At 62.9% G+C, this 16,214-nt stretch carries 13 protein-coding genes; 9 read left to right on the forward strand and 4 right to left on the reverse strand.

Going from position 1 to position 16,214, the window contains the following annotated elements:
• The first annotated feature begins 67 nt into the window (after positions 1-67).
• Positions 68-940: a sulfurtransferase gene (locus MMB74_RS23525; protein ID WP_277431068.1), complete on the forward strand. Its 873-nt coding sequence runs from the start codon at positions 68-70 to the stop codon at positions 938-940.
• A gap of 37 nt (positions 941-977) precedes the next feature.
• Here MMB74_RS23525 and MMB74_RS23530 read toward each other — a convergent pair whose 3' ends face one another.
• The 3 genes from MMB74_RS23530 to polA form a co-directional block, all read right to left on the reverse strand.
• Positions 978-1,529 carry a hypothetical protein gene (locus MMB74_RS23530; protein ID WP_277431069.1) on the reverse strand — a complete coding sequence of 184 codons (552 nt, stop codon included), beginning with the start codon at positions 1,527-1,529 and terminating at the stop codon, positions 978-980.
• Positions 1,530-1,720: 191 nt separating this feature from the next.
• Positions 1,721-3,070, reverse strand: a complete 1,350-nt coding sequence (locus tag MMB74_RS23535) for an NAD(P)/FAD-dependent oxidoreductase (protein WP_277431070.1) — start codon at positions 3,068-3,070, stop codon at positions 1,721-1,723.
• A 158-nt stretch (positions 3,071-3,228) separates the two neighbouring features.
• Complete coding sequence (gene polA / locus MMB74_RS23540; protein WP_277431071.1) at positions 3,229-6,006, reverse strand: DNA polymerase I; 2,778 nt, start codon at positions 6,004-6,006, stop codon at positions 3,229-3,231.
• Between the two features lies 1 nt (position 6,007).
• On the opposite strand from polA, the gene MMB74_RS23545 reads away from it, so the two are divergent.
• Positions 6,008-6,751 (forward strand): TIGR00730 family Rossman fold protein, encoded by a 744-nt coding sequence (locus MMB74_RS23545; RefSeq protein WP_277431072.1) that lies wholly within the window; start codon positions 6,008-6,010, stop codon positions 6,749-6,751.
• 91 nt (positions 6,752-6,842) lie between these two features.
• On the opposite strand, the gene MMB74_RS23550 is transcribed toward MMB74_RS23545, so the two are convergent.
• Complete coding sequence (locus MMB74_RS23550) at positions 6,843-7,910, reverse strand: LacI family DNA-binding transcriptional regulator (protein WP_277431073.1); 1,068 nt, start codon at positions 7,908-7,910, stop codon at positions 6,843-6,845.
• Positions 7,911-8,100: 190 nt separating this feature from the next.
• On the opposite strand from MMB74_RS23550, the gene ugpC reads away from it, so the two are divergent.
• The 7 genes from ugpC (at position 8,101) to MMB74_RS23585 (ending at position 16,157) form a co-directional block, all read left to right on the forward strand.
• A complete protein-coding gene (ugpC, locus tag MMB74_RS23555) occupies positions 8,101-9,264 on the forward strand; it encodes a sn-glycerol-3-phosphate ABC transporter ATP-binding protein UgpC (RefSeq protein WP_277431074.1) in 1,164 nt (387 codons plus the stop codon).
• Between the two features lie 25 nt (positions 9,265-9,289).
• Positions 9,290-11,290 carry a beta-galactosidase gene (locus tag MMB74_RS23560; protein WP_277431075.1) on the forward strand — a complete coding sequence of 667 codons (2,001 nt, stop codon included), beginning with the start codon at positions 9,290-9,292 and terminating at the stop codon, positions 11,288-11,290.
• Between the two features lie 61 nt (positions 11,291-11,351).
• Positions 11,352-12,605 (forward strand): extracellular solute-binding protein, encoded by a 1,254-nt coding sequence (locus MMB74_RS23565; protein ID WP_277431076.1) that lies wholly within the window; start codon positions 11,352-11,354, stop codon positions 12,603-12,605.
• A 78-nt stretch (positions 12,606-12,683) separates the two neighbouring features.
• Entirely contained in the window at positions 12,684-13,652 is a 969-nt protein-coding gene (locus MMB74_RS23570) for a sugar ABC transporter permease (RefSeq protein ID WP_277431077.1), read from the forward strand.
• 12 nt (positions 13,653-13,664) lie between these two features.
• On the forward strand, positions 13,665-14,516 hold the full coding sequence (locus MMB74_RS23575) for a carbohydrate ABC transporter permease (protein WP_277431078.1): 852 nt from the start codon (positions 13,665-13,667) through the stop codon (positions 14,514-14,516).
• 178 nt (positions 14,517-14,694) lie between these two features.
• Positions 14,695-15,312, forward strand: a complete 618-nt coding sequence (locus tag MMB74_RS23580; protein WP_277431079.1) for a nitroreductase family protein — start codon at positions 14,695-14,697, stop codon at positions 15,310-15,312.
• Entirely contained in the window at positions 15,309-16,157 is an 849-nt protein-coding gene (locus MMB74_RS23585) for an EamA family transporter (protein ID WP_277431080.1), read from the forward strand. Before MMB74_RS23580 ends, MMB74_RS23585 begins: the two co-directional genes overlap by 4 nt.
• The last annotated feature ends 57 nt before the right edge of the window (positions 16,158-16,214 follow it).

A 16,214-nucleotide genomic window follows, 5' to 3' on the forward strand; every position in this document is an offset into this window, starting at 1 on the left:
TTTGTTTAGACTGCAATCAATCGTCCGCCATCCAAGCGGGAGTTCGCTCGCCACCGAGGTGCCCATCATGCCGCACACGCATTACACCACTCTCATTTCGGCCGAGAACCTGGCGGAGCGCTTATCCAGCGCACCCGGCAGCGTTTTGGTCTTCGACTGCAGCTTCGACCTTGCCAATCCAAGCGCCGGCGAGCAAGCCTATGCAGCGGGCCATATCCCCGGCGCCCATTACTTGCACCTCGATCGCGACTTGTCTGGCGCCAAGACGGGCAAGAACGGCCGGCACCCGCTGCCTGCCCGCGATGCGCTCGTCGATACCCTCTGCAAACACGGACTGAAGGAGCGCCAGCAAGTCGTCGCTTACGATGCCCAAGGCGGCGGCTATGCAGCGCGCCTTTGGTGGCTCTTGCGCTGGCTCGGCCACGATTCGGTTGCCGTGCTCGATGGCGGCCTGCAAGCGTGGCAGGCCGCGGGACAAAAGCTCGACACCGCCGCGCCCGGCGCCGTGGCGCGCGGGGATTTCAAAGCCGCCGCCCCGCTTGCCGTGACCGTGGACGCCCAACACTTGCTGGCGAACCTGAAGGGTGGCCAACAGGTTGTCATCGATGCGCGCTCGCCTGACCGCTATCGCGGGGAAAACGAAACGATCGATCCTGTTGCAGGCCACATCCCCGGTGCGCTCAATCGCTTCTTCAAGGACAACCTGACGTCCGACGGGCGTTTCAAGTCGGCCCATACGTTGCGCGCGGAGTTCGGCGCGGTCATGGGTCAAACATCGCCCGAGCACGTGGTGCTGCAATGCGGCTCGGGCGTCACCGCATGCCATAACGCGCTCGCGATGGAGGTAGCCGGCTTGCACGGCCCGGCGCTGTACGCGGGGTCATGGAGCGAGTGGTGCGCCGACCCGTCGCGCCCCGTCGCGACCGGGCCGAATCCTTGAAGCGCGACGCTTGGCGCCATTCGGCGAACGCCCGCGGCTAACCGCCCGGTGAGTCTTTTAGCAGCCTAACGCCGGCCGACGAGTTTTTAGCGATGGACGCCTGCGTGCCGAAGAGCCCATTTCTTAGCGCGTTGCCCGGCGCGCTCAAGTTGACCAACTCGACGGCGGATCCCGCAGGCAGGTCGCGCAGCCACCGGCTCAAGGGCGAGACGGTGATCAGATTGCCTGCCGGCGCCGATGCCGTGCCGTAGTAAAGCGCGATATCGGCCGGGTAATGCTGCGTGGGCACCGTGCGCACGGCGACGAGATCCCCCGTGGCCCTCTGCTGCAAACGCCGCGGCAATGCCATCGTGGTTGAAGTCTCCCCGTCGAGAATATGCAGAAACTCGGGTTGCCCCGGCAGTTTCAACCATTTGACAGCAACGCGAATTCCCTTGAACACCCTTTTCGGCCAAGCCCGGCCGATGGGGGTCAAGACGATCGTGCGGCTGGGATCGCGAGCGGTAGACGTGCAGTAGCCGAGTGCGTTATTGCCCGTTTTACCGTCGGGAAGCGACACCATGTGGGTGGCAAGCGGAGGATGGCTCATCGTATCGGAAGAGCAGGTCCCCGCCATACGGCGCGGCGGGAGAGCGCTGCTTGATTGAAAACGGCAAGCCTACGCGGCCGGCGCCCTACCGATGACGAGCAGCAAATAATTTCAGACCAAGTGAATCATGACGGATGGCCCGCGCGCCGGCGAGCCGTCTTGGGCACTCATGCGACCGCCCAGCGCAGCCGCTAATGCAGCTTGACGCGCGGCAGCGTCGTGCGCCGCAGCCAGTGCGCCACGGTATCGAGCATCATCCGTGGATAGCCGTGCAACGCCGCGATATGCAGCCGGTACAGCGACATATACATGAAGCGGGCGAACAGCCCTTCGACGAGCATACTGCCGCCGATGAGCCCTCCCATCAGGTTGCCCACTGCACTGAAGTGTCCCAGCGATACGAGCGAGCCGAAATCGCGATACGTGAATTCCGGTAGGGCCTTGCCTTCGAGCCGATTCGACATCGCGCGCAGCAGAAAGCTCGCTTGTTGGTGCGCCGCCTGGGCGCGCGGCGGCACATTGCGCTCCTGCCCGGGCCATGGGCACGCCGCGCAATCGCCCAGAGCGAAGATGTTGTCGTCCAGTTCGGTTTGCAGGGTGCGACGCACGCAGAGTTGGCCCAAGCGATTGACCGTAAGGCCGTCGAGCTGCCCGAGCACGGCCGGCGCCTTGATACCGGCCGCCCAAACGGTAAGGTCCGCGCGCACGCTTTTGCCGCTTGCCGTACGGACCACGCCGGGCGCCACTTCCGCCACCGTTTCGCCGATCATCAGCTTCACGCCCAGCTTGCGCAGCAACTCAGCCGTCGCGCTCGATACACGCTCCTGCAGCGCCGGCAAAATGCGGGGACCCGCCTCGATCAATACGATGCCGATGTCGTGACGTGGATCGAGCTTGTGCAAGCCATAGGCCGAGAGCACCTGCGCCGTATTGCGCAGTTCGGCGGACAACTCGACGCCGGTCGCACCGCCGCCCACGATCGCCACTTGAATGCGCGCCTCCGCCTCCGCGGAAGGTCCCAGCCCCGACTCCACGGTGGCGTGAGGTTGATGCTCGGCCCGCATGCACGCGGCGATGAGGCGCTTTCTGAACCGCTCCGCTTGCGCCACGGTATCGAGTGCGATCGAATGCTCCGCCGCGCCCTGCACGCCGAAGAAATGCGTCGTGCTGCCGATCGCGATCACGAGCGTGTCGTACTCGAGCATGCGCTGCGGCAAGAGTTCGGCTCCGTCGGAATCGATGACGGGCGCGATCGTGATGCGCTTGGCGGCCCGATCGATGCCGACGAGATCGCCCTGCTGAAATTCGAACCCGTGCCAACGCGCCTGCGCCGCATATTCGAGTTCCTGCGTGAACGGGTCGAGACTGCCTGCCGCTACCTCGTGCAGTAAAGGCTTCCAGATGTGCGTCGGATAACGATCGACCAACGTGACGAGCGCGCGCGGCTCTTCGCCGTTCTTGAGCGCGCCGTAACGATCCCCGAGGCGCGTGGCCAATTCGAGCCCACCCGCACCTCCCCCCACGACGATAAAACGATGCATGCCGATACCCCTATGCCGTTGATGATTCGGTTCGGTCGCGCGCTCATGGATCGCGGCGCGCGTGTCGTTCGGCCATTGTGCGCGAAGACGCATGCTCGCGCGAAGCCCTCACGGCTTATTGAAGCCATGCGGGCGCGAGCATGAGCCGGATCAGCGCATCAATGCGCTTCCTCCCAGTTCGCGCCGACGCCCACTTCCGCCACGAGCGGCACCTTCAGGGCCGCGACGCCGCACATCAATTGCGGCAGCTTTTCGCGTACGACGGGCAGTTCGTCGTCGGGCACTTCGAGCACGAGTTCGTCATGCACTTGCATGATCATGCGGCTCTTGGCTTGCTCTCGTTCGAGCCACCCTTGCACCGCGATCATCGACAATTTGATGAGATCGGCCGCCGTGCCTTGCATCGGCGCATTGATGGCTGCACGCTCGGCCGCTTGGCGGCGCGGACCATTGCCGCCGTTGATCTCGGGCAGCCACAGCCGGCGGCCGAAAACCGTTTCGACGTAGCCCTTCACCTTGGCGCTCGAACGCGTGTCCTCCATGTACCGAGCGACGCCGGGATAGCGCGCGAAGTAGCGATCGATATAAAGCTTGGCGGCGTCGCGCGTGATCCCGAGATTGGCGGCCAACCCGAACGAGCTCATCCCGTAGATCAAACCGAAGTTGATGACTTTGGCGATGCGTCGCTGATCGCTCGAAACTTCGAGCGGCGTCACGCCGAACACCTCTGCCGCCGTCGCGCGGTGAATGTCCTCGCCTTGCGCGAACGCGCGCAGCAACGATTCATCGCCGGAAATATGCGCCATGATGCGCAGCTCGATCTGCGAGTAGTCCGCCGAGATGATCTTGCTGCCTTCGGGGGCGATGAACGCCTCGCGGATGCGGCGGCCTTCCGCCGTGCGCACGGGAATGTTTTGCAGATTGGGGTCGTTCGAAGCGAGCCGCCCCGTCACGGCCACGGCCTGCGCGTAGTTCGTATGCACGCGGCCGGTTTTCGGATTCACCATGCGCGGCAGCTTGTCGGTATAGGTCGACTTGAGCTTCGACAAGCCGCGATGCTCCAATAGCAGTTTCGGCAAAGGGTAATCTTCGGCCAGCTTTTGCAGCACTTCTTCATCGGTGGAAGGCGCGCCGCTCGGCGTTTTCTTGATGACGGGCAGTTGCAGCCGCTCGAAGAAGATCTGCCCGATCTGCTTGGGCGAACCGAGATTGAACTCGCCGCCCGCAAGCGCATAGGCCTCGCCTTCGAGCTCGATGAGCCGCCCCGCGATTTCGCTGCTTTGACGGCGCAGCCGTTCGCTGTCGATCAAGACGCCGTTGCGCTCCATCTTGCGCAACACGCGCGCCGTGGGCAATTCGATGTCGCGATAGACATACAGCAACCCGGGCTCGCGCTCGACCTGCGGAAACAGCGCCGTGTGCAATTGGAACGTGATGTCGGCGTCTTCGGCGGCGTACTCGGCCGCTTGCGCGAGCGCCACCTCGTCGAAACCGATCTGCTGCGCGCCCTTGCCCGCCACTTCTTCGTACTTGATGGTCTTGACGCCGAGATGACGCGACGCAAGGCTGTCCATGTCGTGCGGACGATGCGATTCGAGCACGTACGATTCGAGCAGCGTGTCGTGCTCGACGCCGTTCAGTTCGATGCCGTAGTTGGCGAGCACCTGCTCGTCGTACTTCAAATGTTGGCCCAGCTTCTTCTTCTCGGGGCTTTCGAGCCAGGGCTTGAGCTTGGCCAGCACCTCGTCGCGTGGCAGTTGAACGGGGGCGTCGGGCCCGCGATGGGCGACCGGGATGTAGGCCGCACAGCCGGCCCCGACCGATAGCGAAATCCCCACGAGTTCCGCTTGCATCGCGTCGAGCGAGGTCGTTTCGGTATCGAAGGCGGTCAGCGGCGCGCTGTCGATTTTCGCAAGCCAGGTATCGAAGTGCTCCCACGTCTGCACGGTTTCGTAGCAGCGCTCCGGCGCGATCGTCGGCGCAGGCTCGGCCGCGAGCATGCCTGTCGGCTCGGCCACGCCTGCCGCGGCCTGCGCATCTTCGGCGCCTTCGATCAACGTTTCGATCTCGCGCAGCCACGTTCTGAAGCCGTGCCGCATGAACAGATCGCGCAATTCGAGCGGGGACTCGGGGCGAGCGGGCAAGGTTTCCTCGATCGAGGCCACATGCTCGGTCAGATCGCAGGCGCGTTCGACCGTGACGAGCTTTTTGGCGAGCGGCAGGAAATCGAGCGCGCGGCGCAGGTTTTCGCCGACGACGCCCTTGATTTCGCTCGCATGCTCCACGATGCCGTCCAGCGTTTCATATTGCGCGAGCCATTTGACGGCCGTCTTCGGGCCGCATTTTTCGACGCCGGGCACGTTGTCGACGGTGTCGCCGATCAGCGAAAGGTAATCGACGATACGCTCGGGCGGCACGCCAAACTTGGCGATGACGCCTTCGCGGTCGAGCGTCTCGTTCGTCATGGTGTTGACGAGCGTAACGTGGTTGCTGACGAGTTGGGCCAAGTCCTTGTCGCCCGTGGAGACGACGACGTGCATCCCTTCGCGCTCGGCCGCGGACGCAAGCGTGCCGATGACGTCGTCCGCTTCCACGCCGTCGATCATCAGCAGCGGCCAACCCAGCGCGCGCACGGCAAAATGGATCGGTTCGATCTGCTTGGCGAGGTCTTCGGGCATGGAGGGACGATGGGCCTTGTACTCCGGATACCAATCGTCACGGAACGTCTTGCCCTTTGCGTCGAAGACGCACGCGCTATACTCTGCCGTGACGTCCTTGCGCATGCGCCGCAACATGTTGATGAATCCGTAGAGCGCACCCGTCGGCTCGCCGTCGGGCCCGCGCAAGTCTGGCATGGCATGGTAGGCCCGATACAGATAGCTTGATCCGTCGACCAAAACGAGGGTCTTACCTTTCAGGTTCCGTTCTGCAGGCATTATGAACAAGAGAAAAGTGATTCCGAGTCTGCGATCGCTCGCAGATCAAGAACGCGCGACGGCCAAGAAGGCCCGCGCGTCGTGGCAGATGTTCACGATTATGGCAGAGTTCATCGAGGCGACCGAGTACCTCTCGGAGATCCGCCCGGCCGTAAGCATTTACGGTTCGGCGCGCCTCAAACCGAACTCGCCTTACTACAAACTCGCGACGCAAATCGCGCGCAAGGTGTCCGATGCCGGCTTCGCCGTCATCTCGGGCGGCGGCCCCGGCATCATGGAGGCGGCCAACAGAGGCGCGCATGCGGGCAAGGCGCCGTCGGTGGGCTTGAACATCGAGCTGCCGCACGAGCAATCGGGTAACCAATGGCAAGACATCACGCTACGTTTTCGCCATTTCTTCACGCGCAAGGTCACGTTCGTCAAGAATTCCGATGCGGTCATCGTCATGCCGGGCGGCTTCGGCACGCTCGATGAACTGGCCGAAGTATTGACGCTGATTCAAACGAAGAAGTCGCGGCACGTGCCGATCATTCTCGTCGGCAGCGAATTCTGGAAGGGGCTGCTGCATTGGTTCGAAACCGCCCTCGTGCCGATGAGGCTCATCAACCCCGAAGACATCAACCTCATGCAGGTGATCGACGATCCCGATCAAGTGCTCGAAGCGGTGCTCAAGTTTTATGAGGACCGCGGCGAGGCCGAGCCGCACGCGGCGAAGTCGGACGAGGATCGGATGTTCTATCTTTGAAGGGCTTTACGCCTAGGCGGAAGGCTGGGCGCTTCGGTCTTCAAGCCGTGCCTTCCGATGACACTGTTTGGCGGGCACGCGTCGCCCGCCGCTAGCCTTCGCCGCACGCGCCGACATGCCCCGCGCCGCGAACCGGCGCCGTAGAGGCACGCTCCACTAGATGCGGCTCTGAAGTCACGCTCATCGGAACCTCCCCCGAAGGCGCCCCTTCCTCCCGACGCCTAGGCGTTTCGATCAATTCGAGAAGCGACGCGACCGCGAGTTCCGCCGCCTCCACCGTCGGCACCGCGACCGTCGTCAACGCCGGTCGCGATTCTCGCGCAAGCTGAATATCGGTGATGCCAATCACCGATAGATCGCGCGGAACACACAGACCTAAATCGGCCGCTGCCTGCATCGCCCCCAGCGCCGGCAAATCGTTCGTCGTGAACAGCGCCGTCAGATCCGGATGCTGGCTCAGCAAATCGAGCGCCGAGGCATAGCCGCCCTGCGTCGTATCGGGCGCGTAAAGCACCGGCGCTGCGCGGCCATCGAGGCCAGCCGCTCGCATCGCATCGAGGAATCCGTCATAGCGCGCCGCATGAATCCCGTATACCTTGCTGCCGACGATCGCCCCAATCCGCCGGTGGCCGAGCGACAACAAATGTTGCCCAGCCAATTCCCCGGCCAAACGAAAATCCACCGCGACGCACGGCAGCCCCGGCGGGTCGAGCGGCCGCTCCCACATGCAAAGCACCACCGGCGCGCCACGCAACTGCGTCATCCGCAAATCCTCGAAGTCGAGGTTCGCATTCATTACCAGCACACCTTCCGATAGCGTGCCCGCGATTTGATCGAGGTATGCGCGTCCCGTCTGCGGATCGCCGTCGGTGTTGCAGATGATGAGGAACCGCCCCTGGCGACGCAGCGCGTTCTCCACCGCCAGCGCGAACTCCGGGTAGAACGGGTTCGCGATGCTCGACACCATCAGCGCGATCGTGGGCGCGCGTCCCTCGGCCAACGCGCGCGCCGGCAAATGCGGCCGGTAACCCAACTCGGCAATCGCATCGAGAACACGCTGGCGCGTCTTCTCGCCTACACGCCCCTTGTTGCGAAGCACGTTCGAGACCGTCGCCGACGTCACGCCGGCGCGCAAAGCCACTTCATTCAATGTCGGCATATCTGCTCAATAAATGGGACGGTTATTCAGCATTTGCGTGATCGCGGCGATCGCGGCAAGATTGCCCGCACATTCAGTACGCATCTTCGGAGGAGCGGCCACTGCGCATCGCATGGTCGCCCTGGGCTAAGCGAGTTGATTAAGCGCTTAACCTACGACGACGCGCAGATTAAAACATGGAGACGAGGCGATGGCGAGCATTTCGTTACGTGGCGTGCAAAAGGCGTACGGCGACGGTCCGCCGGTGATCCGCGACGTCGATCTCGAGATCGGCAAGAACGAGTTTTGTGTCTTCCTCGGCCCGTCCGGCTGCGGCAAGTCGACCTTGCTGCGCATGATCGCCGGCCTCGAAGACGTGACCGACGGCGACGTGTCGATCGGGGGCAAGCTCGTCAACGACGTCCCTGCCGCGCAGCGTGGCGTCGCGATGGTCTTTCAAAGCTACGCGCTGTTTCCGCATATGACCGTCTACGAGAACATGGCCTTCGGGCTCAAGCTCGCCAAGACGCCCAAGGCCGAGATCGATCGGAAAGTGCGCGACGCCGCGCGCATCCTTCAACTCGACGCGCTTCTCGATCGGCATCCGAAAGCGCTGTCCGGGGGCCAACGTCAACGCGTGGCGATCGGCCGCGCGATCGTGCGCGAGCCCGGCGTCTTCTTGTTCGACGAGCCGCTGTCGAATCTCGATGCCACCTTGCGTGGACAGACGCGCATCGAAATCGCACGGCTGCATCGACAGTTCGCCAATGCCAGCGTCGTCTACGTGACGCACGATCAGATCGAAGCGATGACGCTCGCCGACAAAATCGTGCTGCTGCACGCGGGCAACGACACCGAGCGCTTCGGCAGCATCGCGCAAATGGGCGCGCCGCTCGATCTCTATCACCGGCCCAAGAGCAAATTCGTCGCGGGCTTCATCGGCTCGCCACGCATGAATTTTCTTCCGGCAAAGGTGGCCTCGATCGATGCCGACGGCATCGCCATCACGCTCGACGGCGGCGGCGAATCCGTGCGGCTGCCGTTGCAAGGCAAAGATCTAAGCATCGGCGCGCCGGTCACGTTCGGCGTGCGGCCGGAGCATCTCGAACCCATGCAGGGCGAAGCAACGCAAGCAAGCGAGCCCAGCGCCATTACGCTCGCACGCCCTATCTCCCTCGTCGAAGCGCTCGGGGAACACAGCTACGTGCACCTCGAGCAACCGGGCGGCGCAGCACTGATCGCCAAAGCGCCCGGCGATGCACGCTTAAAGCAAGGCGAGCGCGCACGGTTCTGCGCACCGGCGAGCGCCTGCCACCTTTTCGGCGAAGACGGCTTCGCCCTCGCTCCGCTCGACACCATCGAACAACATGCATAAGCGACAACGACAAGAGGACCGACGAATGCGCCTAGGCGTTTGCTATTACCCCGAGCACTGGCCCGAAGCCATGTGGACAGAGGACGCTGCGCGAATGAAGGCGCTCGGCATCGACCAAGTGCGGATCGCCGAATTCGCCTGGAGCCGCATCGAACCGGCGCCCGGAGAATTCAATTGGGGTTGGCTCGATCGCGCGATCGATACGCTCGCCGCCGAGGGCCTCAAAGTCGTCATGTGCACGCCCACGGCCACGCCGCCCAAGTGGCTCATCGATCGCCACCCCGGCATCCTGCCCGTCGGCGCGGACGGAAGAGCCCGGGGTTTCGGATCGCGCCGCCACTACGATTTTTCGTCGCCCGCCTATTTCGAAGCGTCGAAAGCGATTTGCGAAGCCGTCGCTTCGCGTTATGGGCAGCACCCGGCTGTCGCCTATTGGCAAACCGACAACGAGTACGGTTGCCATCAAACCGTCGTCAGCTACTCGCCCGCCGCGCTCGCGCGTTTCCGTGCCTGGTTGAAGGCGCGCTATGGCAACGTCGATACGCTCAATCGCGCTTGGGGCACGGTGTTCTGGAGCATGGAATATCGCAGCTTCGAAGAAATCGACGCCCCGATCGGCACCGTCACCGAAGCGCATCCGTCGCACCGGCTCGACTATCGGCGCTTTGCCTCCGATGAGGTCAAGCGCTATAACCACATGCAAGTGGAAATCATCCGCAAGCATTCGCCCGGTCGTCCCATCGCGCACAACTTCATGCAGTTGTTCACCGAGTTCGATCACTACAAGGTTGCCGACGATTTGGACGTGGCCTCGTGGGACAGCTATCCGCTCGGCGCGCTCGAAGAGCAATGGTACGAGCCGGAGGTCAAGGCGAAATTCCTGCGCACCGGACACCCGGATTTCGCATCGTTCAATCACGACCTGTACCGCGGCATGTCGAAGCTGCCGTTCTGGGTGATGGAACAGCAACCGGGCCCGGTCAATTGGGCGAAATGGAATCCCGCGCCGCTTCCGGGAATGGTGCGCTTGTGGAGTTGGGAAGCCTTCTCCCACGGCGCCGGCTGCGTGTCGTACTTCCGTTGGCGCCAAGCCCCGTTTGCACAGGAGCAAATGCATGCGGGACTGCACACGCCCGATAACCAGTTGGACATCGGCGGCAGCGAAGCGCAGCGCGTCGCGCAAGAGATTCGCGCGGTCATCGCAGCCGACGCCGATGCCGCGGGCGCAGTGCAAACGCCCGTCGCGCTCGTATTCGATTACGAAGCCAAATGGCTGTTCGAAGTGCAGCCGCAAGGGGTGGATTTTCATTACCCGCGTTTCGCCGTCGAATACTACTCGGCGCTGCGTGCACTCGGGTTCGACGTCGATATCGTCTCGACGCACGCGCCGCTCGATGGTTACAAGCTCATCGTCGTGCCGCCGCTGCCCGTCGTCTCCGACGATCTGGTCCGGCGGCTCGAAGCCACGCGCGCGCATGTCGTCCTCGGGCCGCGCACCGGATCGAAGACCGCCGATTTGCAAATCCCCGCCAACTTGCCGCCCGGGCCACTCGCATCGCTGCTTCCCGCGCGCGTCTGGCGGGTCGAATCGATGCGGCCCAACGTCACCTCGCGCGTCAGCTTCAGCGGCAGCGTACCCGAGGGCTATGCGCGGCACTGGCGCGATCTGCTCGATGTCAGCGCCCGTGGCGACGCGCAGGCCCCTCAGGTTCGCGCGGCTTTCGCCGACGGTCATCCCGCCTACGTGAAGCACGGCGCCGTGCATTACCTGGCAAGTCTGTTCGACGAAGCATCGACTCAAGCGCTCTTCGCCCGCATCGCCCATGAAGCCGGTCTCGCCCCCGAACATCTGGGCGACGCCGTGCGGATGAGCCGGCGCGGCGGCCTGACGTGGGTGTTCAACTACGGCCCCGACGCGTATCGGTTACCGGCGGAGATACCCGACGATGCTTTCGTGATCGGCGCACACCATATCGAAGCGCAAGGCGTCGCGGCCTACCGAACGCCTCGTCGAGAGCCCCGCTGAATGCAGCGCAAACCGGACCCAAACGTAGCACCGACAACGACGTAAAACACAGGAGACAGGCATGACGTACAAACCCCGCACCATGCTCGCTGCCGTCGCGCTCGCCTCGGCCGTCGCGACGGGCGCGCTCGCCACGGCCGCTCAGGCCGGCACGCTCGAAGTGAACATCGCGTTCAAGGGCGCAAGCCAACGCGCGGTCTGGACTCAAGTGATCGACGAGTTCAAGAAGACCCACCCCGGCACCGATGTCAAAGTGGCGTTCATCGACGAAGAAGCGTACAAAGTGCAGCTTCCGGCATGGTTGACGACGGCGCCGCCCGACATCGTGAACTGGCACGACGGCGAACGCATGGCGTACTACGCACAGCGCGGTTTGTTCGAAGACTTATCGAGCGACTGGGCCAAGAACGGATGGGACAACACGTACGCGTCGACCAAGGAAGCATCGTCGTATAAGGGCAAGCAATACGCCGCGCCGACCGTCTACTACTCGTGGGGCATGTTCTATCGAAAAGATCTGTTCCAAAAGGTCGGCATCACCGGCGAGCCGAAAACTTGGAACGACTTCCTCGACGATTGCAAAAAGCTGAAAGCGGCCGGCATCACGCCGATCGCCGTGGCCGGACGCGACGCGTGGACACTGGCCGGCTGGTTCGACTATCTGGACCTGCGTTTGAACGGCAACGCTTTCCATCAAAAGCTGATGGCCGGCGAAGTGCCCTACACCGACGCGCGCGTGAAGAAGGTCTACACCACGTGGAAGCAGTTGCTCGATGCGGGCTACTTCATCGACAACTCGCTCTCCTACGATCTCGATGCCGCGCAGCCGTTCCTGTTCCAAGGCAAAGCGGCGATGATGCTGATGGGCACGTTCATCACGGGGGGCTTCTCGCCGACCGTGAAGTCCGAAATGGGCTACTTCCAATTCCCGATCATCGACGCGAACGTGCCGACCGCCGAGGACGGCCCCGTCGAAACGCTCAACATTCCGGCGAAGGCGAAGAACAAGGCGGATGCTCACGCCTTCCTCGCGTTCACCGAAACGCCGGAGATCGGCGCTCAACTCGGGAAAGGCCTTGGCTCGCTGTCTGCGAACAGCAAATCGCCGGAGCCGGAAGATCCGATTTCGAAGATCGGTTTCCAAATTCTGTCGAATACGAAGGGCGGCATCGCGCAGTTCTACGATCGCGACATGACCAAGGAGATGGCCGACGAAGGGATGAAGGGGATGCAGCAGTTCGTGTCCGATCCGACCAAGCTCGACGCGATCCTGGCGCAACTCGAGCAGACTCGGCAACGCATCTATAAGAAGTAAGCGCGTGATCGCGCGCGACGTCGATTAGCTTCGCTATCCCCGTCGCGCGCGCACGCTTAGTTCCATCAGGAGGTTGCCGTGTCTCACCTCGTCACTCATCGCTCCGATAGCGCCGCCAATCCGGCGCCGGGCGATGGCGTTTCCCCGACGCCGCGCGCGAGCCGTCCTGCCGGGCGCGGGCGCCGCCGCGCGTCGCCGACCGCGCGCCAGCAGCGCCGCGCGGCATGCCTGTTTCTCGCGCCGGCCTGCTTGATGGTGGCGATCTACGTCATCTGGCCCGTGTTGTCGACGATTCGCCTCAGTTTCTACAGCTGGGACGGCATGACCGATGCGACGTTCGTGGGGCTCGCCAATTACATCGAGCTCTTCCATGCCGCGACCTTCTACACCGCGCTGAAAAACAACGTCATTTGGCTCGCGATGTTTTTGCTTGCGCCGCCGATGGGCCTTGCGATCGCGCTGTATTTGAATCAAGCCGTGGCCGGCATCCGCATCGTCAAATCGCTGTTCTTTGCACCGTTCGTGCTGTCGGGCGTCGTGGTCGGCCTCATCTTCTCGTGGTTTTACGACCCCACGTTCGGGCTGCTCGCGCTCATCGTCGGGCACGGCATTCCCGTTCTAGGCGATCCTCGATATGCGACGCCTGGCATCATCCTCGCCGCACTGTGGCCGCAAACGGCGTACTGCATGATTCTCTACCTCACGGGCCTGACGACGCTCAACAGCGAGCAGATCGAAGCGGCCCGCATGGAAGGCGCAAAAGGATGGTCGTTGCTGTGGCACGTCATCCTTCCGCAATTAAGGCCCACGACGTTCATGGCGATCGTCGTCACCGTCATCGGGGCATTGCGCAGCTTCGATTTGATTTCGGTCATGACGGGCGGCGGACCGTTCGAAAGCTCGACCGTGCTCGCCTACTACATGTACGACCAGGCGATCAAATACTACCGGCTTGGCTACTCCGCCGCGATCGCCGTGGTGTTGTTTGCGATCATGCTGCTGTATATCGTCTATCACTTGCGCCGGTTGCTCAGGAACGAACGTTAAGGAGTGCTGATTATGTTTCCCATGCCGGTCGAGAAATGGAAGCCCGTATCGCGCCGCGCCTACCAATTGTCGCTGCCGGTCGCGCTCGTGATTTGGCTGCTGCCGATGATTGCGGTGATGGTGACTTCGATAAGATCCACGGAAGAACTCAGCGAAGGCAATTATTGGGGATGGCCGAAGCACTTCTCGCTCATCGAGAACTATCGGGAAGCGCTCACGACATCGCCCATGCTGCACTACTTCTGGAACAGCGTGCAAATCACGCTGCCCGCGGTGGCCGGCGCCATCGCACTGGCGGCGCTGGCGGGCTTTGCGCTTGCCGTCTATCGGTTCCCCGGAAACTCCGCACTGTTCGCAACGTTCGTTGCGGGAAACTTCGTGCCGATCCAAGTGCTGATGATCCCGGTGCGCGACTTGTCATTGCACCTCGGCTTGTACAACACGGTTAGCGGCTTGATCCTGTTTCATCTCTCGTTTCAAACCGGCTTTTGCGCGCTGTTTCTACGCAACTTCATCAAACAGTTGCCGTTCGAGCTGATCGAAGCGGCTCGGATCGAAGGCGCGAACGAATGGACCGTGTTCTTTCGGATCGTGCTGCCGTTGATTCGACCGGCGTTGGCGGCGCTCGGCATTCTCGTCTTCACTTTCGTGTGGAACGACTATTTCTGGGCGCTGTGCCTCACGCAAGGGGACGATGCCGCGCCCATCACGGTAGGCGTGGCCGCGCTCAAAGGCCAATGGACGACCGCTTGGAATCTCGTCTCGGCCGGGTCGATTCTCGCCGCGTTGCCGTCGGTGGCAATGTTCTTCGCCATGCAGAAGCATTTCGTCGCGGGACTCACGTTCGGGGCGACGAAGGGGTGAATCCGTCGCTCGGGCCTGATGCCTTCGGATCAACGAGGCGTCAGGCCTAAGCGCACCCATGCCACCAATCGGGCTTTTAATCATTCACTGCCAGTGAATGATCTTCTTCCGCCTCGCGCATTATCATTTTCGGGTGAAATCCTTATCCTGATGCGACCGCATTTAGGAAAGGATAGGAATGAAGATCGACGCCATGCTCGCACTGATCGAGCGACGTGTTTCGGCCAACCGATTCGACGCGACCCACGTATTGCCGGATACGGTGATCGGCGAACTCGTGCGTCTCGCGACGCGCGCGCCGACCGCATATCACTTGCAGAACTGGCGGTTCGTGGCGGTCAAGACGCCCGAAGCGAAAGCCACGTTACGCGCGCTTGCTTACGATCAAGCGAAGGTATCCGACGCCGCTGTCACGTTCATCGTCTGCGGGCAACTGCCGGATGCGCTGCGTATCCATGAAAGACTGAGCCCTTTCGTCGAAAGCGGCCATATGACGGCGGAGACATCGTCGAGTTGGCAAGACGGTGCGCGAGCGCAATACGCGAACCCTCGGGACGCCCGCGATGAAGCCGTGCGTTCGGCGAGCCTCGGCGCAGCTACGCTGATCTATGCCGCCGAAGCGATGGGCTTCGTCTCGGGAGCCATGGGGGGATTCGACGCCGAAGGCGTGGCGCGCGCGTTTGCACTTGGCGCCGACGAAGTGCCCGTCATGCTCGTTTGCGTGGGTCGCGCCGCGCCGGGCAACTGGCCGCAAAAGCCGCGTCGCCCGCTGTCGGAAGTGCTGGTCATCGCATGAAAACCACCGGCCAGGATGTGCTGCTCACCGCGATCGCGCCTATGGTGTGGGGCAGCACCTATATCGTCACGACTCAGTTTCTGCCTAATTTTTCGCCGATGACGGTCGCGATGCTGCGCGCGTTGCCGGCCGGGTTGTTGCTGCTCCTCATCGTGCGCCAACTGCCGCGCGGCATCTGGTGGTGGCGCGTCTTCGTTCTGGGCGCACTCAATATCTCGATCTTTTTGAGCATGCTGTTCGTCGCGGCCTACCGGCTCCCAGGCGGTGTGGCGGGCACGGTTGCGGCAGTGCAACCGCTATTCGCGGTCTTCTTGGCGAGGCTGTTGCTTTCGAGCGCTATTCGCCCTCTATCCATCTTGGCCGCGTTGCTTGGCGTCGCCGGCGTCGCGTTGCTCGTGTTGACGCCGCGCGCCGCGCTCGATTCGATCGGGATCGCCGCCGGCCTTGCGGGCGCGGCGTCCATGGCCGTCGGCAATATCCTCACGCGTAAGTGGCAACCGCCCGTGTCGCTGCTTACCTTCACGGCGTGGCAATTGACTGCCGGGGGCATATTGCTGGTACCGGTCGTTTTGGCGTTTGCGCCGACACTGCCTGCGCCGACGGCGATCAATCTCGCGGCGCTGGCATGGCTCGGGTTGATCGGGGCGGCGCTCACGTACGTGCTCTGGTTTCGGGGCATCGCTCGACTCGACGCCACGGCGGTTTCGCCGCTGCTGTTCATCAGCCCGTTGACGGCGGTCACTTTGGGCTGGACCTTCCTTGATCAAACGCTTAGCCCCATTCAAATCGCCGGTGTAGGATTCGTGATCGGAAGCATCTGGCTGAGCCAACGGCCCGCTCGCTAAGGCCGCGCGCCACCGGTGCCCGCCATTCATCGTTCACCCTACCGAGAGACATCCGCC

The sequence above is a fragment of the Trinickia sp. Y13 genome (genome assembly GCF_029522115.1).
In the GTDB taxonomy this organism is placed as follows: Bacteria; Pseudomonadota; Gammaproteobacteria; order Burkholderiales; family Burkholderiaceae; genus Trinickia.